Source organism: Flavobacterium flabelliforme, assembly GCF_017948675.1.
In the GTDB taxonomy this organism is placed as follows: domain Bacteria; phylum Bacteroidota; class Bacteroidia; order Flavobacteriales; family Flavobacteriaceae; genus Flavobacterium; species Flavobacterium pygoscelis.
Genome location: NZ_JAGFBU010000001.1, coordinates 1,287,602 through 1,307,271 on the forward strand (window position 1 = coordinate 1,287,602; position 19,670 = coordinate 1,307,271).

The window sequence follows — 19,670 nt, forward strand, 5'->3', positions numbered from 1 at the left end:
AGAACAGAACAATGGTAAGCTAAATTCCATGGGCAATTGAAGTATAATTTAAAAAAAAAGCATTTTAAATTTCCTTTACTTATAGAGGAAAATAAAAATAATACTGATTATTATTTCACCTTAAATCGGTATGTTTGTATAAAAATATAACAATTTTTAATAAAAAAGTTACAATGATAACAATAGCAGATCAATTCGGAATCAAAGAAGCCCTTAAGCAATTAGGGATTGAAGCCATAAATGAAGGAACATCTACAGGTGAATCTAATTTTGCCAACGGAAAAATCATCGAAAGTTATTCGCCAGCAGACGGCGCTTTAATTGGAAAAGTAAAAACTTCTTCAAAAGAAGATTATGAAAAAGCAATGCAAAAAGCATCAGAAGCTTTTTTAGAATGGCGTATGATTCCAGCTCCAAAAAGAGGGGATATCGTTCGTCAGATGGGGGATGAATTAAGAAAATTTAAAGAACCTCTTGGAAAACTTGTTTCTTATGAAATGGGAAAAAGTCTTCAAGAAGGATACGGAGAAGTTCAGGAAATGATTGATATCTGCGATTTTGCAGTAGGATTATCTCGTCAACTTTACGGATTAACGATGCACTCTGAAAGACCTTTACACAGAATGTACGAACAATACCATCCAATAGGAACCGTTGGAATTATCTCTGCCTTCAACTTTCCAGTAGCGGTTTGGAGTTGGAACGCTATGATTGCTTGGGTTTGTGGTGATGTTGCTATTTGGAAACCAAGTTCAAAAGTGCCTTTATGTGGTATTGCTTGTCAAAACATAATCAAAACTGTTCTTAAAAGAAATAATGTACCAGAAGGAGTTAGCTGTTTAGTAACAGGAAATGAGTCAGGTGATTTAATCAATAATGACAAAAGAATTTCTTTAGTTTCTTTTACTGGATCAACTAGAATTGGTCGTCACGTATCAAAAACTGTGGCGGAACGTTTTGGAAACACCATTCTTGAATTAGGAGGAAACAATGCAATTATAGTTTCAGAACATGCAGATATTAGTATGGTTTTAGTAGGTGCTGTTTTTGGTGCAGTTGGAACTGCCGGACAACGTTGTACCTCTACGAGACGTTTAATTATTCACGAAAGTGTGTATGACAAAACGATTAGTGTTTTGAAAAATGCTTACGGTCAGTTACAAATTGGAAATCCATTAGACGAAAATAATCACGTTGGACCGCTAATTGACAAAGGTGCTGTGAAAGATTATTTAGAAGCTATTGAAGCGGCTAAAAAAGAAGGTGGAAAAATTATTGTAGAAGGTGGTTTAGTAGAAGGTGAAGGTTACGAAAGTGGTTGTTATGTAAGACCATGTATCATTGAAGCGGCCAATCATTTTGACATTGTTCAAACTGAAACCTTTGCACCTATTTTATATGTAATGAAATACAGCACAATCGAAGAAGCAATTGCAATGCAAAATGGAGTTCCACAAGGACTTTCTTCTTCTATCTTTACCAATAGCATGAGAGAAATGGAATTGTTCCTATCTCAATCGGGTTCTGATTGCGGAATTGCCAATGTAAATATTGGAACTTCTGGAGCAGAAATTGGTGGTGCATTTGGTGGAGAAAAAGAAACTGGTGGTGGCCGCGAGTCTGGATCGGATGCTTGGAAAGCGTATATGAGAAGACAAACCAATACAATCAATTACGGTACACAGTTGCCATTGGCACAAGGAATCAAATTTGATTTGTAGTCTAAAATAAAATACTAAAAAAGGCAATTTGAAATTTTCAAATTGCCTTTTTTTATACTTACTACTTTGTGAAATTTATGTTGTAATAAAACTATAAATTAAAAGAAGCACCAATGTTAAATACAAATTGGTTGTTTAATCGATCAAACCCAACAGGATTTGTTTTGTAACTTGCAATTGGAATTCCTGCTTCTGTAAAAATACCAAAACCTTCTGTAAAGAAATAACGGAAACCTAAATGTGCTCCAAAATTTCTTAACCCTAAATCTAATCCTGGATAAATATCCATTTTTGGATCTAATTGAAATACATTCCCTAAGTTCGCATTAAAACGACCTTTAACATCTACTCTATCTCCAAAAGACGGCGTGTTGTCTAATTCATCTTTAGAAACAGATAATAAATAAGAAGTAACGAATCCAAAAGACATGTTTTCTCCAAGACCAAAATCTGTAGAGACTCTAATTCCAGATCCTCCGTTTTGAATGTTTGCTCCAATATCAAATTTCACATCTCCATTTCCTTTAAATGCTTGTGCATTTATAAGACCGATAGTGAATAGTAACGCTAATGTAATAGTCTTTTTCATACTCTTCAATTTTAAATTTGACGTAAAATTAGTTCAATTAATCTAATTTCTTCCTTTCTCATCAAAATATAATTGATGTAAGGGTTCACTCTGCCAAAATTCTTTAGTATCAACATCCATAATGGTCAACGGACCTTTAAAAGCTGCTCCAGTATCTACATTCCATATATTTGCTTTTTGAACAGGAGTTGTTTCTCCAATTCGGGTAACAGGAGTATGACCAATATAAATCTCATTATAAAGTGTAAAACGTTTTGGGTAGAATGGGTGGTCTAAATTCATTCTATTATCAAGTGACAAAGCCGTTTCCCATAAAGTTCTATCCCAATAAAATTGGTTCGGAAAATACTCATATTCAATACCATTCATATTAGTAAAGCCAGCATGAACAAACAAACGACCTTGCTCATCTAAGAAAAAATTATGAAGTGATTTTAAGAATTCGATATGCTTTTTTTTGGTTATTAAACTAACAGATTCATAAGCAGTTACGGTGGCTTCTCCACCATGTTTATACCATAACAAATTATCTTTACTTTCATCAAGCCACTCCAATAATAAATCGTCATGATTCCCACGAATGCAGATGCAGTTTTGCTTTGTTTTTAATGCAATAAGGAAATCGATGACTTGTGGAGATTGACTCCAGCCATCAACATAATCCCCCAAAAAAATCAAAGTGTCATTTTTAGTAACTTTAGCTCTTTCCATAATTTGGTGAAGCGCTCTCAAGCCACCGTGGATATCGCCTATAACAAGTGTTCTCATGTCCTATTTTGTCTTTTTAATAATGTAAAAATAGCATAAAGGAAATGCTATTTTTCAATTTATAAAAATAAGTAAAACAGTCCTGAAACAGTGTGTTTTTAATATATATTTTAAAAATTAATTACAATAAGGTGAACATAAAATACAATCTAGTTAAACTCAAATTCCAATTGTAAATTATTTTTTAATTAGGGTTAAATATCACTAATTTAGGGGATTGTTTTTGAGTATTTTTAAAATTAACTTTACAAAAAATAATTTAAATTTGTTCAAGATGAGTACGTTTCTTTCTCTATCCTTACTTTTAGCTAAAATGATTTCTTTGGTTTTAAAAGCAGTAATTTCTTTATTTTAGAATTTATAAAACCAAAAATTATTTATTATTTTAAATGTTCATTCTTTCTAAAATAGGAGGAGTTTCTATCTATTGTACATCATACTTCATTTTTCTTAAAATACGTAACGCTTCTTTAAACGATAGGTATACGGATAAGAATGGCTTCAATAATGCTTTTGCATCTATCAGTTTTTGTTTTGCATCATCAAAACCGTTAAGGTAACAAATCATAAAGGTTGAGGGTAAGTTCTCTAAATCTTTTTGTTCTTGATTGGATAATGAATGCCCTTTTTGTAATTTGTTCAACAAAGCAATGTTTGAATTGTAAATATGAAACAGCATTTTTTTATTGAATTTCGGTGGTTCAAAAAGCATTACTCTATCAATTTTGTAATACCCATTATCTTGAAAATGAATCGTCTGTTTTTCTAACGGATAATAACTTGTTTTGTCATTTAATCCCAAAGGAACATATTCTATAATAGTAAAGCTATCCTCATCATAAGTAATTTCAACCACATCTTGAGCGGAGTAAAATAACTTAATCTGTTCATTAATGAGTTCAATATCTACGCGCGATAAATAGGTTTTGTCGCGCGATCTTTTAGGAATCCCTGCCCAACAAATTACAAATAATTCTTTAAATACTTTATATTTCGGCGCCATGTCTTTGTGCCGAAAATTCAAGAAATCAATTACACCATCAAGCGTATAAGCAATACTATTTCTAGAATTATTCTCGATACCTAAAACAGTTTCTGTATTTTGGTAATTTTTTTCAATTTTACCAATAACTGGCATGGTATTGCTGCCTTGACGCATATAAACACTGTAAATTGGAATGGTATAAATCCCTTTTTTAAAATGTGACGTATTGCTTTTTGGACTTATAGTAACCAATCCAATTACTTTATCCTTGGGTAAATTTGGAAAAGGGATATTCTCATATTGTATTTTCGGAGGATTTTCTAGATACGCATTTACTAAATTCTGAATTCGGCTGTCGTCAAAAAAATCATCTCCTACAATTGTATTATCTTGATCCTCGACGCCAACAATTATATAGGAATTGTTTGTGGGATTCGAATTTGATAAGGCGCAAATATGTTTCAAAAACTTAGCTTTTCCTTCTTGCGAATGTAAATTCAACTGCCGCTTTTTATCAAAAAAACTGCTCTCGTCATTATGAGCGAGAAGATTTTTTATAAGAATGCGTTTGTTGATCATTGAATTCTTTTTTTAAAACACGTTATAAAAATTACCGCAGATTCGCAGATTTATTTTCACTTTATAATCTGCGGTTCACTTTTATTAAGATTTATTCATCACCGTCGCCGAGGCTTGCGCAGTAGGAAGTACAATCAAATCAGCAATATTTACATGATACGGTCTAGAAACTACAAAATGAATAATATCAGCAATATCTTCAGCTCGCAACGGCTCAAAACCTTTGTAAACATTGGACGCTCTTTCCGAATCTCCTTTAAAACGCACTTCGCTAAACTCTGTTTCAACTGCTCCCGGATGAATTCCACCAACGCGAATTCCAAAAGGATTCAAGTCAATTCGCATCGCCTGATTTAATGCGTCAACAGCATGTTTAGAGGCGCAGTAAACGTTGCCATTTGGGTACACTTCTTTTCCAGCAATCGAACCAATGTTAATAATATGACCTGATTTTTGCGCAATCATTTTCGGGATTATAGCTTTCGAAACATATAAAAGTCCTTTTACATTAATGTCGATCATTGCATCCCAATCGTCTAAATCTCCATTCTGAATTGAATCCAAACCATGTGCATTTCCGGCATTATTAATCAAAACATCAATTTTAGAAAATGCTTCTGGCAAGGAATTAATGCTGTCAAAAACTGCTTTTTTATCTCGAACATCAAAGGATAAAGTGTAGACTTCTGTAAACGCGGACAATTCCTTTTTCAATTCTAATAAACGATCTTCACGGCGACCACACAGAATAATTTTGTAGTTATTTTTGGCTAATATTTGCGCAGTTGCTTTCCCAATTCCGCTGCTAGCACCAGTTACTAAAGCTATTTTACTCATTTTTTTATTTTTTATTTCATGCTAAAATTAGTCCTACTTTTATTTGGGCGTGACCTAAAATTTCGTCGTCATTCCTCCTCGTAACTTTAGGTCGGGCTTTCCGTTCCCGCTTTTATTTATTTTTTCTCGTCCAAAAACGAGAAAAAATAAATAAAGAGCTCCACTGCAATCCCTCACGCAAACCTTTATTCATTAACACTAATTCGTTAAAAATAGAGCTGTGAAACTCCGAGAAATCCGTGTCAATTGTAAAAAAAAATTACGCTACATCTTCGCCCATGCTTGCAGTCCAAATCGCAAACCAGTCTTCTTTGTCTAATTTTAATTCTACTGCTTTTTTTAACGATTGAATACGTGCCACATTTACTGTTCCTGCAATAGGAATTATTTTTGCCGGATGTTGTAAAATCCAAGCGATCAAGATGGAATCTGAACCTAAATGGTATTTTTCCATTAAGGTAACCAATAGTTTTTTTAATCTACGAGTTTGTGAATTATCCTCTCTAAATACAGAACCTAAAGGATTTCCGGAAAGCGGACGAATGTTATTCATCTGCATATAATCAAAACTTCCGTCAACCATCGGTTTAAAGTTAGTTGCCGAAAATTGAACTTGATTGTAACTAATTTCCGTTTTTTGACGAATCAATTCTGTTTGCGAAGCAGTAAAACTTGCCAATCCAAAATCGATTATTTTCCCATCTGATTTTAATTTCAAAACAGCTTCTGCAATTTCATCCGCTTCCATCAAAGGACTTGGTCGGTGTAGTAAAAGAACGTCTAGATAATCGGTTTGTAAATTTTTTAATGAATTCTCAGCCGAAGAAATGATATATTCTTTAGAATAGTCATAATGTCTAATCGTATTTTGGCGACTTTCTGTTACTAATTGCACGCCGCATTTAGAGATTAGTTGCATTTTTTCTCTTGCAATTTTGCTGGAAGCAAGTGCTTTTCCAAAATCAGATTCGGTTGTATAATCGCCATAAGTATCTGCATGATCAAAAGTGGTTACTTTATTTTCTAAACACACATGAATCATATTCTCCATTTCTTTGGTATTTAGTTTTTTATCCCAAATTCCCCAATTCATGACACCAGCTATAACGGGTGATAAATTTGTTTTGCTCATTGTTTTTATTTTTTGTTGAATACGTAAATTCTCTAATTCAAAGTTTATTTTTCAAAGTTCTTAAAAATATAAAAATTGTATCATAATTCATCCTTAAAATTAAGGTATTTACTGAAGTTTTAACCATTTTTTAACATCTTACCTCTAAAAAAAAATTCAATTTGCACCTTCAAAACAAAGGCATTAAATTCAAGGTTTTAAAAATAATAAAATGGAACAAAATACGGCTACTTTAGACATCAGAGCAATCAATGAAAAAATTGAAAGAGAAAGTGCTTTTATAGACCTTCTCACCATGGAAATGAACAAAGTCATTGTGGGTCAAAAGCACATGGTGGAGCGTTTGTTAATCGGACTTTTAGGTCAAGGACATATTTTATTAGAAGGAGTTCCGGGATTGGCAAAAACATTGGCGATTAATACGCTTTCGCAAGCCGTGCAAGGATCGTTCAGTAGAATCCAATTTACACCAGATTTATTGCCAGCAGATGTTGTAGGAACTATGATTTACAATATCAAGTCAAATGAATTTTCTATAAAAAAAGGACCTATTTTTGCCAACTTTGTACTTGCCGATGAGATTAACCGTGCGCCTGCTAAAGTGCAATCAGCTTTATTAGAGGCGATGCAGGAAAAACAAGTGACTATTGGTGATACGACATTCAAGTTAGACCGACCATTTTTAGTTCTTGCTACTCAAAACCCTGTGGAGCAAGAAGGAACCTATCAACTTCCGGAGGCACAAGTCGATCGTTTTATGCTAAAAACAGTGATTGACTATCCAAAAATGGAAGACGAGCGTTTAGTAATTCGCCAAAACTTAAAAGGAAGTTACGAAAAAGTAAATGCTGTAGTTTCTGTAGAGCAAATTTTACGAGCTCAAGAAGCGGTTCGTGAAGTGTATATGGATGAAAAAATAGAAAAATACATATTAGATATTGTTTTTGCAACACGTTATCCAGAGCAATATAAGTTAGCCGAATTAAAACCATTAATCAGTTTTGGAGCTTCACCTCGTGGAAGTATCAACTTAGCCAACGCGGCAAAATGTTATGCATTTATCAAGCGTCGTGGTTATGTAATCCCGGAAGATGTTCGCGCTGTAGTGCATGATGTATTGCGTCACAGAATTGGAATCACTTATGAAGCAGAGGCTGAAAACATAACGTCTGTAGACATCATAAACAAAATCGTAAACGAAGTTGAAGTTCCCTAAGATTTCAGATTTATGATGCAAGATTTTTAGATCTGAAATCATCAGTTGTTAATCACCAATCAAATGGATATAAAAGAGCTTTGAAAAAAACTTAGCGCCTTGACGCCTTTGTGGCAATAAAAAACATGGATACAAAAGAGCTTTTAAAAAAAGTACGTAAAATAGAAATCAAAACCCGAAGATTGAGCGATCACATCTTTTCTGGGGAATATCATACTTCGTTTAAAGGACGAGGAATGACCTTCAGCGAAGTACGACAATATCAATATGGAGATGATATTCGTGCAATTGATTGGAATGTTACTGCGCGTTACAATGAAGCTCATGTAAAAGTTTTTGAAGAAGAGCGAGAATTAACCATGATGTTGATGGTCGATATTTCAGGATCTGAAAGTTTTGGTTCTAAAAATCAGTTTAAAAAAGATATTGTTACAGAAATTGCAGCAACAATGGCATTTTCTGCCACTCAAAATAATGATAAAATAGGTTTGATTTTGTTTTCAGATGAAATCGAGTTGTACATTCCGCCAAAAAAAGGAAGATCTCACGTACTTCGTATTATTAGGGAATTAATTGAATTTCAACCTAAAAGTCACAAAACCGATATTGCACAAGCACTAAAATTCTTATCGGGAACTCAAAAAAAGAAAGCGATTGTATTTGTAATTTCAGATTTTATGTCCGAGAATTACGAAAATACTTTAAAGATTGCTGCGAAGAAACACGATATAACTGGAATTCGAGTATACGATATTCGAGAAGAAAAAATGCCAGATTTAGGAATGGTTTCTATGCTTGACGCTGAAACGGGCGAAATTCAATTGGTAAATACAGGTTCGAAATCAGTTCGAATGAATTACGAAAAATTATATCATGAAAAGCTGAACTATTTTAAGGACACTTTTAGTAAATCAGGATCAGGTGTTGTAAACACAAGAGTTGACGAAAGTTATGTGACGAAATTATTAAGCTATTTTAAATCGAGATAAATCCCCTCCCGACCTCCCCGAAGGGGAGGAGTTTGGAGTAGAATATGAGACAGAAATACATTTCGCATTCGCCTCCCTTTTCTTCGGAAAGTCCTGAAGCGTTGGGAGTGGATAGGAAAAAATAAGAAGATGAAAAAACAAATATATTTATTATTTCTACTGCTTTCCACGGCTGTTTTTGCGCAACAAAAACAAGTGGTTACAAGTATTGATACGCTTAAAAATAAAATTGGTGCGGAGTTTAAACTTTCAATAAAAACAACGGTTGATCCATCGTCTAAAGTTATTTTTCCAAAATTAAAAAATGTGGGTGCTTTAGAGGTTATTCGTTCGTATCCTGTTGATACCGCTAAGATTGATGGGCGTTATGAATTAATCAAAAAATACGGACTGACTCAGTTTGATTCTGGGCGCTATGTTGTTCCAAGCATCAAAATCTTTATCGATAGCAAACCGTTTATGACGGATTCGCTTTTGGTTGAGGTTGCTAATGTTCAAGTGGATACTCTAAAACAAAAAATGTTTGACATCAAGGATATCGCTCCTGCTGAAAATCCTATTGGAAACTGGTGGAAATACCTTTTAATCATTGCGTTAATTATTGGAATTGGTGCTTTTATTTATTGGTTCCTTAAAAAACGCCAAGAGAAAAAATTACAAGAAGCCATCATAAAAACACCAATAGAGAAAGCCACTACTTTGCTAGATACTTTGGAGAAAAAAGAATTGTGGCAAAAAGGAGAAGTCAAAGCCTATTATAGTGAGTTAACCGATATTGCCAGGAATTACATCGAAGAGGCGATTGAAATTCCAGCAATGGAAAGTACGACTTCCGAATTGATTCAAGGACTTAGAGCTGCTTCTGTCAAAAAGAAAATGACGCTTTCGCAGGAAATTATTGAAAACTTAGAGCGCGTCTTAAAACAAGCCGATTTAGTAAAGTTTGCCAAATCAAAACCATTGGATTTTGAAATCACTGAGGATCGAAATAAAATTCAAAAAGTAATTTTAACTTTAGATAAATCGATTCCAGTAGCGGTAGAAGTTGAGGAAGATACCTTATTGAATGAAGCTCAAAGACAAAAACAGATCCAAATTCAATTACAAAAGCAGCGTAAAAAGCGAATTATTACGGCAGTGGCTTCAGTGCTGTTTTTGCTATTGGCTACAACGATTTTTTTAATTGCTACCAAGGGATTTGATTATGTCAAAGATAATTTACTGGGACATCCTACAAAAGAGTTATTAGAAGCAGAATGGGTTAAAAGTGAATACGGAAATCCAGGAGTTGTAATTGAAACTCCAAAAGTGTTAAAAAGAGTAGACTTGACCAAAACTTTGCCAAAAGAAGGTATGGCTTTGATCAAAGAAATGCAATCTTTTGCTTACGGAAGTGTTTTAGATCATTTTTATTTAATGGTTTCGACCTTAAAATTCAAGCAAGAAACAGAAATCGATTTGACTAAATCAATGGATGGAATTTTACAATCATTAGAATCGCAAGGTGCTCAAAACATGATTGTGAAGCAGGAAGAATTTGAAACCAAAGAAGGTGTAAAAGGTGTAAAAGCCTATGGGACTTTTTCGCAAATGGATGCTTTGACAAAATCGAGTGCTAAATTATATTATGAAGCTTTGTTGTTTAGTCAAGAAGGTGGATTACAGCAAATAATATTAATGCATGAAGAAGGAGATAAATACGGTAATGAAATTTCAGAAAGAGTTTTGAACTCGGTTGAATTAAAACAAGTAACTAAATAATGGATAAAATAACTTTTTTGAACCCAGAATTTTTTTGGTTATTTCTACTCATTCCTGTAGCCGTTTTTTGGTTGTTTTGGAAAAAGAACGAGCAAACAGCAACTTTAAAAATAAGTTCTTTGCAGGGTTTTAAAGGATCAGAATCTACTTTAACGAAATTAAAACCAATTTTAAACGGCTTTAGAATTGTTGCATTGTGTTCTTTAATTATTGCCTTAGCAAGACCAAGAACGGTGGATGTGAGTAACAAAACTAAAACCACAAAAGGAATTGATATTGTAATGGCAATTGACGTGTCAGGAAGTATGCTGGCTAAAGATTTAAAGCCAAACCGACTCGAAGCGCTTAAAAAAGTGGCAGCCGACTTTGTAGAAGAACGACCAAATGATAGAATAGGATTAGTTATTTATGCATCAGAAGCTTACACAAAAACACCAGTAACCAGCGATAAACCAATTATTCTGGAGGCTATCAAAACCATCAAGTACGATAATGTTTTGCAAGATGGAACAGGAATTGGAATGGGATTAGCCACTGCTGTGAACCGATTGAAAGATAGTAAGGCAAAAAGTAAAGTGATAATTCTGTTGACAGACGGTGTCAATAACGCTGGATTTATTGAGCCAGAAACAGCGGCAGATATTGCAAAACAATACGGGATTAAAGTATATACCATCGGAATTGGAACTAACGGTATGGCAATGTCTCCTTATGCTGTTGCGCCGAATGGACAGTTTTTATTTCAAAACATGAAGGTTGAAATTGACGAACAATTGATGAAAAATATTGCGGCCAAAACCGATGGAAAATATTTTAGAGCAACGAGTAATTCTAAGTTAGCAGAGATTTATGCTTCTATCAATAAACTGGAAACTACTGAAATAGAAGAATTAAAATTTTATGATTATGATGAAAAATACAGAGCTTTTGTTTGGCTTGCTGGTTTTTTATTATTGGCTGAATTTGGGTTGAGAAAAACAGTTTTTAGAAGTTTTATTTAACTTTTAAACACAAGGTTTACAAGGAAGGCACTGTGGTCACTAAGTTTAAAATAAATTATATTTAATATGGATGAAAATGAGATATCAAAAATTGTTTTTGAAAGTGCATTAAAAATTCATAAAGTTTTAGGCCCTGGTTTATTAGAGAGTGCATATGAGGAATGTTTATTTTACGAACTTAAGAAGTCAGGTTTAAAAGTTGAAAAACAAAAACAATTACCGCTGGTCTATGAAGAAGTTAGATTAGATGTTGGTTATAGAATTGATATTATTATTGAAGATAAATTTATTGTTGAAATAAAATCTGTCGAGGCGCTCACTGATGTGCATTTAGCTCAGTTGTTGACTTATTTAAAATTATCAAATTGTAAATTAGGATTGTTGATCAATTTTAATGTCAGTTTATTAAAGAATGGTGTTAGAAGAGTAATTAATGGAACTTTATAAATGCACATAAATTTGGTGCACTTTGTGAAAAACTTTGTGACCATTGTGGTTAAAGAATATGGAATTAGACGAAAAAAAATATTTGTATCTCCTTTTTATACTACCGCTTATCGTGTTAGTTTTTCTTGCTAATTTATATTGGAAAAGAAAAAAGAAACGAGAGTTTGGAGATTTAGAAATGGTGAAAAAATTGAGTCCGGAGAGTTCGGTTTTTAAGCCCGTATTGAAATTAGTAGTTTTTGTTGTGGCTTTATTAGCACTAATTATTGCTTTGGTTAATCCAAAGATTGGTACTAAAATGGAAACGGTAAAGCGAGAAGGAATCGACATTGTTTTTGCAATGGACGTTTCTAAGAGTATGCTTGCTGAAGATGTTGCGCCCAATAGATTAGACAAGAGTAAACAAATTGTTTCCCAAATTATCAATCAATTAGGAAGTGATAGAATAGGGATAGTCGCCTATGCAGGAAGTGCTTTCCCAGTGTTGCCTATTACAAGTGATTATAGTGTGGCTAAAATGTTTTTGCAAAGTATGAATACCGAAATGGTTTCGTCGCAAGGAACATCTCTAGATGATGCCATACGACTGGCGATCACTTATTTTGATGAAAAAAGTAAAACAAGTAAATTATTAGTTTTGATTTCGGATGGAGAAGATCATTCTGACGATGCGCAAGCGGCAGCCGAAGAAGCCAACAAAGCAGGATTAAAAATTATTACAATAAGTATAGGAACTGAAAAAGGGGCTACGATTCCGTTGAAGAGTAATGGTGTAGTTCAAGGTTTCCAAAAAGACAACAATAATGAAGTGGTCATTACCAAGATGAACAGAGCGAGTTTAGAAGCCATTGCAAAAGCGACTAAAGGAGGTTATGTAAACGGGAATAATACTAAAGAGGTTTTAGAATACATCAAAGCTACTTTAGATAAAATTCAAAAGACAGAATTTGAAGCTACTGAAATGGCTGATTTTCAATCGCAATTTCAATGGTTTCTGGGTTTTGCATTTTTGCTGTTATTTGCTGATGTTTTTCTGTTGGAAAGAAAAACCAAGTGGGTTAAAAAGTTAGATTTATTTAACGAGAATAAATAATTATTTCTAAAAGGTTTACCTCCTTTTAGGCATATAGACACAATAAATGAAAAGATTTAAAACTATCATACTGACTTTTTTTATGTTCGCAAGTTTGGCAACTGCTGGATTGTATGCGCAAGAGAAAGATCGAGTTTTGCCTAAAGCAAATAAGGAATACGCAGAGAGTAATTTTGCAGACGCTGAGGCAGATTATAGGATTTCAGATTCTAAGTTTCCTAATAAAGCAACTGCGCCTTACAATCTTGGAAACAGTATTTATAAGCAAAAACAATCCTCAGAAGCAAAATTTGCTTATGCAAAAGCATTAAAAAACTCAAAAACTAGGGAAGAGAAGCATCGCGCCTTTCATAATTTAGGAAATGTTTTTATGAATGAGAAAGATTATACGCAGGCAGTGGAAGCTTATAAAAATGCATTGCGAAATGATCCTACTGACGAGCAAACCCGATATAATTATGCTCTAGCAAAAAAAATGTTGAAAGACAATCCTCCAAAGGATGATAAGAAAAAAGACGACAAGAAGGATAAAGACAAAGACAAGAAGCAGGATAAAAAAGACGGCGAAAAAGACAAAAAAGACCAAGATAAGGATAAGAAGGACGACAAAGGTGATCAGGATAAAAAGAAAAATGATCCTAAACAAGATGATAAAGGAGAGCCTAAGCCAACTCCAGGTGGGATTTCTAAAGAGCGCTTAGAAAATCTTTTGAATGCCGTGAATAAAGAAGAAAAGAAAGTTCAAGATAAAGTGAACGCTCAGAAAGTAAAAGGAAAACCGGTTAAAACAGAAAAGGATTGGTAATTCAATCTCATACTTTGAAAATGAAAAAATATTTAGTAGCAATTGTCTTATTGGTATGCGGTTCTCTTAGTGCGCAAGTTCAATTTGAAGCTCGAGTTAGTAAAACTACAGTAGCCTTAAACGAAAGATTGCGTATTGACTTTATGATGAATGTTGATGGCGATAATTTTGTACAACCTTCATTCGAGGGATTTAGAATTATTGCCGGACCTAGTCAGCAAGTGAGCCAATCATGGGTAAACGGAAGAAGCTCTTTTGAAAAAGCATATTCCTATTTTTTAGTGCCAAATCAAAAAGGAACATTTATTATTAAGCCTGCAGCCATAGAATATAATGGTCAAATTTATAGAACAGCGCCTATAAAAATTATCGTTACTGCTGCTCAAGAACAGCCAAGAGATCCTAATGATACGCAACAAATAACTGCTGATGAAAATCTATATTTGGTTGCAGATGTATCCAAAGATAATTTGTATGTAAACGAACCTACAACGGTAATTTACAAACTGTATTTTGCAAATGTTGGAATTTCTAATTTTAGAGAGTTAAGCAAGCCAAAATACAATGACTTTTGGAGTCAAAATATTGAAATTAAACAACTTGAAGCGGAGGAAGGATTGTTTAGAGGACAAAACTATCGCTACGTGGTACTCAAGAAAGTAGTTTTATATCCACAGAAATCAGGAAAACTTAAAATTGAGCCTTTATCATTAGAGATTGATGTGCAATTACCTTCCAATCGTAGGGATATGTTTGGTAGAATGGTGCTGACTGAAACGAGCAAAAGAGTATCGGCCGGAACTAAGGTTATTAATGTAAAACCATTACCTGAAGCTGGAAAACCTGATAATTTTAGTGGTGCTGTAGGGAACTTTGATTTTAAAGTAACGCCTTCTAAAAACAACTTAAAAAATGGCGAAAGTCTAGATTTAGTGGTAAGTGTAACCGGAAAAGGAAACTTAAAATTATTTAGTTTACCAAAACCAGAAGTGCCTAATGCGCTAGAAATGTATGATGCTGTGCATAGCGAAGATATTAGTACTCCACTTTCTGGTATGAACGGAAAATCATCCGATAGTTATACGATAGTTCCACAGTATAAAGGGAATTATCCCGTAAAACCATTGCAGTTTTCATATTTCGATTTGAGTTCAAAAACGTATAAAACCATTACTTCTCCTGAGATAATGATTAATGTTCTAGAAGGTGCTGTTCCTGTTGATTCGACATCAAATAAAGGTAATAAAAATAAAATTGCTGACATTGAACATTTCTCTTCTATTAAGAAAAAGACGCAATTGATTGCGATAGAAAAAAATGATTTCTTTGGTTCAAATTTATTCTTATTATTACTGTTTATACCGTTTTTACTTTTACCATTAATTGTTTTATACAAGAATAAAAAAGAGGCCTTGGCTGGCGATATTAGTGGCAATAGAATTCGTATGAATAATAAATTGGCTAAAAAATATTTATCAGAAGCCAAAAAACAAATTAAGAACAAAGAATTATTCTATATCGCATTAGAGAAAGCAATGCACAATTTTCTAAAGGCAAAATTACATATTGAAACCTCAGAAATGAGTAAAGATAATATTCAAGAGTTACTATTGTCTCGAAATGCGAATCAAGAAACCGTAAATGCGTTTATTGTATTGACAGAAAACTGCGAGGTTGCTCGTTATGCGCCTTCCTCAAGTGCTACAATACAACATGATTTTGATCAAGCAGTTTTAATAATCTCTGAATTAGAAAAACAGATATAAAGAATTAGCTATTAAGTCTTAACATTTTAGTAAATACAAGTTATTTTTTAAAATTGAATATTTAAATAAATAGAGAAATAAAGTCTTTGTGGCAAAAAGAAATAAAATGAAAAACATATTATACCTATTTTTACTTTCAACCCAATTTTTCTTTGCTCAAAATGGCTTCGAAAAAGGGAATACTCTTTATGAAAAAGGGAGTTATGCGGATGCCGCTGTTGCGTATGAAAGTGTTTTAAACAGCAATCAACATTCTGCTGAGCTTTATTTTAATTTAGCCAATACCTATTACAAATTAAATAAAGTGGCTCCAGCTATTTATTACTACGAAAAAGCATTAGTGCTGAATCCAAAGGATCAGGAAAGCCAAAATAATTTAAAATTTGCGAATAAAAGAACCATCGATGAAATCAAAGTTATTCCTAAAGTTGGCTTTGCTAAATTAGTTCGTGACTTTACAGGAATTTATCATTACAACACTTGGGCATGGGCAACCATAGGATTAGCAACATTATTTTTATTATTTTTTATAGGTTATTATTTTTTACAAATCACAGTATGGAAACGCCTATTTTTTATAGGAATGTTTCTAGCAATTTTACTCATGCTCATAACAGTATCCTCAGCGATTTTTGAAAAAAAATATTTTGATACGGAGAAACCGGCAATTATTTTTGCAGAAATGGCTAATGTAAAAAGCGAACCTCGAGACGGTGGGAAACCATTGTTTTTGTTACATGAAGGAACAAAAGTTTATGTAGAGGAAGTTATTGGGAAATGGAAAAAAATTCAACTTACAGATGGATCAGAGGGTTGGATAGAAAGTAGCTCCATCAAAGAAGTAAAGTAAAAGTCCAAAGCTTCCAGCCTTTCAAAGCTTCCAGCCTTTGAAAGGCTGGAAGCTTTAATTTAATACCTAAGCTTTCTTCTTCATTTCCTCATATCCTTTTTTAATGGAAGGGAAAAAGTAACCTGCAATTTTTTGTATAGGATTGTAAAACACAGAATTGTCAAGCGTTTCTTTTTTGGCTAAATAATTATTATAATTTATTTTTTCAAAAACAGAAAAAACAATACTTACAATCAGAATAGTTTTTAGTACTCTAAAAAAGCCTCCACCAAGTTTATTTAACCATCCTAAAAATGCAAAATTAGCTATGCCTGTTAAGAATTTTGCTAAAAGATGAATGACTAGAACCACTACAATAAACGTAAGTATAAAAGCAACAATCTGAATAGTATTGGGATTCCATTTTACAAAACCAATTAAGATATTCTTCATGAAAGAAGAAAATTTAATAGCAAAATATATCCCAAGGATTAATGAAATCAGCGAAGCCAATTCGACAAAAAGACCGTTAACAACGCCTTTATAGAAAGCAAATACCAGTAAAGCACACAAAATAATATCTAAAAATCCCATTGTAATTTATAATTTATTGCGAGCACAAATATAAAAGAATACTTCAACATCAAATGCCAATTTTCAAGTTCTTATCTTTGCGCAAATAATAGATTGTTTTTTGGAAAATCAAACTCAAAAAATATTAATCTGCAATCACAAATCAACATGTCAAGAGACACACAACTTAAAGAACGCTGGGAACAGCTTGTACATATACTTTCGGAACAATTTTCACAAGGAGAGGATTTAGATTTAGACGCCATTATTTATTTAATTGGAGTACAAGAACTCGGTAAAGTGCATAGAGAATACAAAAAAGATGAAAAATTAAACCTAATGCACATCGCTATTTGTCGCTTATTAGAACCATATGGTTTTTATGAATTCGAATATTTTGATGAGGAAGGCTGGCCACATTACAAAGTAAAAGAGGAGTTGCCGCCACTAAAAGCGGGAGAACAATCAGTTTTGATGAAAGAAGCCATTGTGAATTATTTTCTTGAAAGAGAAGTAATTGAGTAATTTTTTTTGAATAACGATTATAGATTACTGTTTTACTTTAAAAACTAGAAATTTTAAAGAGTAAACTCAGAACAAATTACTTATTTTTGCACTCTCAATTATTGAATGAAAATGATAGACAAGATAAAAGAATATATTGGTGAAGCACAAGCTTTCTCAACTCAAAACACAGCCGAATTAGAAGCTTTTCGTATCAAATTCTTAGGAAGTAAAGGACTTTTAAAAGAACTTTTTGCTGAATTTAAGAATGTTCCTAATGACCAGAAAAAAGAGTTTGGACAAGTAATTAATTTGCTAAAAACTTCTGCTGAAGAAAAGGTAAAATCCATACAAGAATCTTTAGAAAGTAAAGAGGAAAGTAAGGGGTTTTATGGTGACTTAACGCGTTCTCCTGAATCAAGTATTATTGGTTCTCGTCACCCAATTTCATTGGTAAAAAATCAAATTGTAGATATCTTTTCTAACATCGGTTTCAACGTTTCTGAAGGACCAGAAATCGAAGACGATTGGCACAATTTTACTGCTTTAAACTTGCCAGAATACCATCCGGCACGTGATATGCAGGATACCTTTTTTATACAAACAAATCCAGATATTTTGCTTCGTACGCACACTTCATCCGTGCAAGTGCGTTACATGGAAAACAATAAACCGCCTATTAGAACCATTTCTCCAGGAAGAGTTTTCCGTAATGAAGCCGTTTCTTCGCGTTCGCACTGTATTTTCCACCAGGTGGAAGGTTTGTACATCGATAAAGACGTTTCATTTGCTGATTTAAAGCAAACACTTTTATATTTCACTAAGGAAATGTTCGGGAAATCTAAAATCCGTTTACGTCCTTCTTATTTCCCATTTACAGAACCTAGTGCTGAGGTTGATATTTATTGGGGTCTGAAAACAGAAACTGATTATAGAATTACCAAAGGAACAGGTTGGTTAGAAATCATGGGTTGCGGAATGGTCGATCCTAATGTGCTGAAAAACTGCGGTATCAATCCTGATGAATACAACGGTTTTGCCTTTGGAATGGGAATCGAAAGAATTGCCATGTTACTGTATCAAATTGGTGACATTCGTATGTTTTACGAGAACGATGTTCGTTTCTTAGAGCAATTTAAATCTAGTATTTAATTAGAAGCTATTTCCAGCTGTACACTATATCTTTTTATAAGGCGATAAAAATCGACTTATAAAAAGGATGTCGCTTCCATCTGGGCTAGGGAACCTCGGTTTCAAGAAAATTTTACTTTTCAAAACCTCACATTATTAATTAAAGAATCAATTTTTTTATTGCTTCCTTTTACTCAAACAATATGAAAAAAGACATCATTATTCCCGAAGTAGAAAATGTTTTCGTTGCTGTAGTTCAAGAATGGAGTGATGATTTTATGGAAAAAGTGTGGTATGCCTATTTGGTAAACGACAGTGATTTTCTTATAGAAAGCGTTATGGTTGTTTCTAAAGCTTTTGGAACTATTGACGGTGAAATGAAAAAAACATCGCTCTTGCGTCATGCTTTTGTTGAAGTTCCCGCTGTCTCAGTAGTCAAAATAGAAATGATAGAGAAAAGCGTTTTAGTACTTAATAATGAGTTTATGGTAACTTTCTTTATGGACAATAAATTATACGACAAAAAGTTCATCTTTAAGGCAAATTCTATAAACGAGACCGATGTTGAAGAAGTGCCTATTTTATTTATTGATGGTGTTATTGTAAGATAGACTATTTCGAATAAAATATGCTCTACAATTTTGTAACTTGAAAGCGTCTCTTACTTTAAATGAATAAAATCTTGTTTGGTTTTATTTTCTGCAGTAATAAAAAAAAATATCTAGCGATTTTGCTGTTTGGTTTTAGATTTCCAAGTAATATAGCCCAATACAAAAATCCCTAGGATAATGAAAGTTGCAGCGCGAATATAAAAACTAGTTTGAGATAGTTGCTCAGAAACCGAAATTGTTTTTAGGTCAAATAAGAGCATGAATAAGGACATGAATACGCCCCAGATACCGCCCATTTTAATCTGATATTTCCATCTTTCAGTCATCCTATTT

General features: G+C 33.3%; 20 protein-coding genes. 13 read left to right on the forward strand and 7 right to left on the reverse strand.

The genetic code is table 11. From position 1 onward, the window contains the following. The first annotated feature begins 173 nt into the window (after positions 1–173). Positions 174–1,721 carry an L-piperidine-6-carboxylate dehydrogenase gene (gene amaB / locus J3S90_RS05670; RefSeq protein WP_188049390.1) on the forward strand — a complete coding sequence of 516 codons (1,548 nt, stop codon included), beginning with the start codon at positions 174–176 and terminating at the stop codon, positions 1,719–1,721. Between the two features lie 91 nt (positions 1,722–1,812). Here the strand turns inward: amaB and J3S90_RS05675 are convergent, their stop codons facing one another. From J3S90_RS05675 to J3S90_RS05695, 5 genes are all read right to left on the reverse strand, one after another. Next, the gene (locus J3S90_RS05675) at positions 1,813–2,310 is read right to left on the reverse strand and encodes a DUF6646 family protein (protein ID WP_210645353.1); all 498 of its coding nucleotides are present in this window, start codon (positions 2,308–2,310) and stop codon (positions 1,813–1,815) included. Positions 2,311–2,352: 42 nt separating this feature from the next. Further along, positions 2,353–3,078 carry a metallophosphoesterase family protein gene (locus J3S90_RS05680; RefSeq protein WP_210645356.1) on the reverse strand — a complete coding sequence of 242 codons (726 nt, stop codon included), beginning with the start codon at positions 3,076–3,078 and terminating at the stop codon, positions 2,353–2,355. 424 nt (positions 3,079–3,502) lie between these two features. Continuing rightward, positions 3,503–4,642: an ATP-binding protein gene (locus J3S90_RS05685; protein ID WP_210645357.1), complete on the reverse strand. Its 1,140-nt coding sequence runs from the start codon at positions 4,640–4,642 to the stop codon at positions 3,503–3,505. An 84-nt stretch (positions 4,643–4,726) separates the two neighbouring features. Continuing rightward, on the reverse strand, positions 4,727–5,479 hold the full coding sequence (locus J3S90_RS05690; RefSeq protein ID WP_210645359.1) for an SDR family NAD(P)-dependent oxidoreductase: 753 nt from the start codon (positions 5,477–5,479) through the stop codon (positions 4,727–4,729). A 259-nt stretch (positions 5,480–5,738) separates the two neighbouring features. Then, a complete protein-coding gene (locus tag J3S90_RS05695) occupies positions 5,739–6,611 on the reverse strand; it encodes an aldo/keto reductase (RefSeq protein WP_188049395.1) in 873 nt (290 codons plus the stop codon). Between the two features lie 211 nt (positions 6,612–6,822). On the opposite strand from J3S90_RS05695, the gene J3S90_RS05700 reads away from it, so the two are divergent. The 9 genes from J3S90_RS05700 (at position 6,823) to J3S90_RS05740 (ending at position 16,539) form a co-directional block, all read left to right on the forward strand. Beyond that, on the forward strand, positions 6,823–7,827 hold the full coding sequence (locus tag J3S90_RS05700) for an AAA family ATPase (RefSeq protein WP_188049396.1): 1,005 nt from the start codon (positions 6,823–6,825) through the stop codon (positions 7,825–7,827). Between the two features lie 125 nt (positions 7,828–7,952). After that, a complete protein-coding gene (locus J3S90_RS05705; protein WP_188049397.1) occupies positions 7,953–8,816 on the forward strand; it encodes a DUF58 domain-containing protein in 864 nt (287 codons plus the stop codon). A 129-nt stretch (positions 8,817–8,945) separates the two neighbouring features. Continuing rightward, entirely contained in the window at positions 8,946–10,577 is a 1,632-nt protein-coding gene (locus J3S90_RS05710; protein WP_210645361.1) for a hypothetical protein, read from the forward strand. Then, entirely contained in the window at positions 10,577–11,578 is a 1,002-nt protein-coding gene (locus J3S90_RS05715) for a vWA domain-containing protein (protein WP_210645363.1), read from the forward strand. The genes J3S90_RS05710 and J3S90_RS05715 overlap by 1 nt, the downstream gene beginning before the upstream one ends. 66 nt (positions 11,579–11,644) lie before the next feature. Then, positions 11,645–12,025 carry a GxxExxY protein gene (locus J3S90_RS05720; RefSeq protein ID WP_210645365.1) on the forward strand — a complete coding sequence of 127 codons (381 nt, stop codon included), beginning with the start codon at positions 11,645–11,647 and terminating at the stop codon, positions 12,023–12,025. A 58-nt stretch (positions 12,026–12,083) separates the two neighbouring features. Further along, complete coding sequence (locus J3S90_RS05725) at positions 12,084–13,118, forward strand: vWA domain-containing protein (protein WP_188049402.1); 1,035 nt, start codon at positions 12,084–12,086, stop codon at positions 13,116–13,118. Positions 13,119–13,164: 46 nt separating this feature from the next. Then, positions 13,165–13,923, forward strand: coding sequence for a tetratricopeptide repeat protein (locus tag J3S90_RS05730; RefSeq protein WP_210645366.1), 759 nt, complete (start codon positions 13,165–13,167; stop codon positions 13,921–13,923). A gap of 20 nt (positions 13,924–13,943) precedes the next feature. Further along, the gene (locus J3S90_RS05735) at positions 13,944–15,689 is read left to right on the forward strand and encodes a BatD family protein (protein WP_210645368.1); all 1,746 of its coding nucleotides are present in this window, start codon (positions 13,944–13,946) and stop codon (positions 15,687–15,689) included. A gap of 106 nt (positions 15,690–15,795) precedes the next feature. Continuing rightward, positions 15,796–16,539, forward strand: coding sequence for a tetratricopeptide repeat protein (locus J3S90_RS05740; protein WP_210645370.1), 744 nt, complete (start codon positions 15,796–15,798; stop codon positions 16,537–16,539). 66 nt (positions 16,540–16,605) lie between these two features. Here the strand turns inward: J3S90_RS05740 and J3S90_RS05745 are convergent, their stop codons facing one another. Beyond that, a complete protein-coding gene (locus J3S90_RS05745) occupies positions 16,606–17,112 on the reverse strand; it encodes a CvpA family protein (protein WP_210645372.1) in 507 nt (168 codons plus the stop codon). 147 nt (positions 17,113–17,259) lie between these two features. Between J3S90_RS05745 and J3S90_RS05750 the strand changes: the two genes are divergently transcribed. From J3S90_RS05750 to J3S90_RS05760, 3 genes are all read left to right on the forward strand, one after another. Further along, complete coding sequence (locus J3S90_RS05750; protein ID WP_188049407.1) at positions 17,260–17,616, forward strand: hypothetical protein; 357 nt, start codon at positions 17,260–17,262, stop codon at positions 17,614–17,616. A gap of 111 nt (positions 17,617–17,727) precedes the next feature. Next, the gene (pheS, locus tag J3S90_RS05755; protein ID WP_188049408.1) at positions 17,728–18,747 is read left to right on the forward strand and encodes a phenylalanine--tRNA ligase subunit alpha; all 1,020 of its coding nucleotides are present in this window, start codon (positions 17,728–17,730) and stop codon (positions 18,745–18,747) included. Positions 18,748–18,929: 182 nt separating this feature from the next. Continuing rightward, a complete protein-coding gene (locus tag J3S90_RS05760) occupies positions 18,930–19,337 on the forward strand; it encodes a hypothetical protein (protein WP_188049409.1) in 408 nt (135 codons plus the stop codon). 110 nt (positions 19,338–19,447) lie between these two features. Here J3S90_RS05760 and J3S90_RS05765 read toward each other — a convergent pair whose 3' ends face one another. Beyond that, entirely contained in the window at positions 19,448–19,663 is a 216-nt protein-coding gene (locus tag J3S90_RS05765; RefSeq protein ID WP_210645374.1) for a hypothetical protein, read from the reverse strand. Positions 19,664–19,670: the final 7 nt, after the last annotated feature.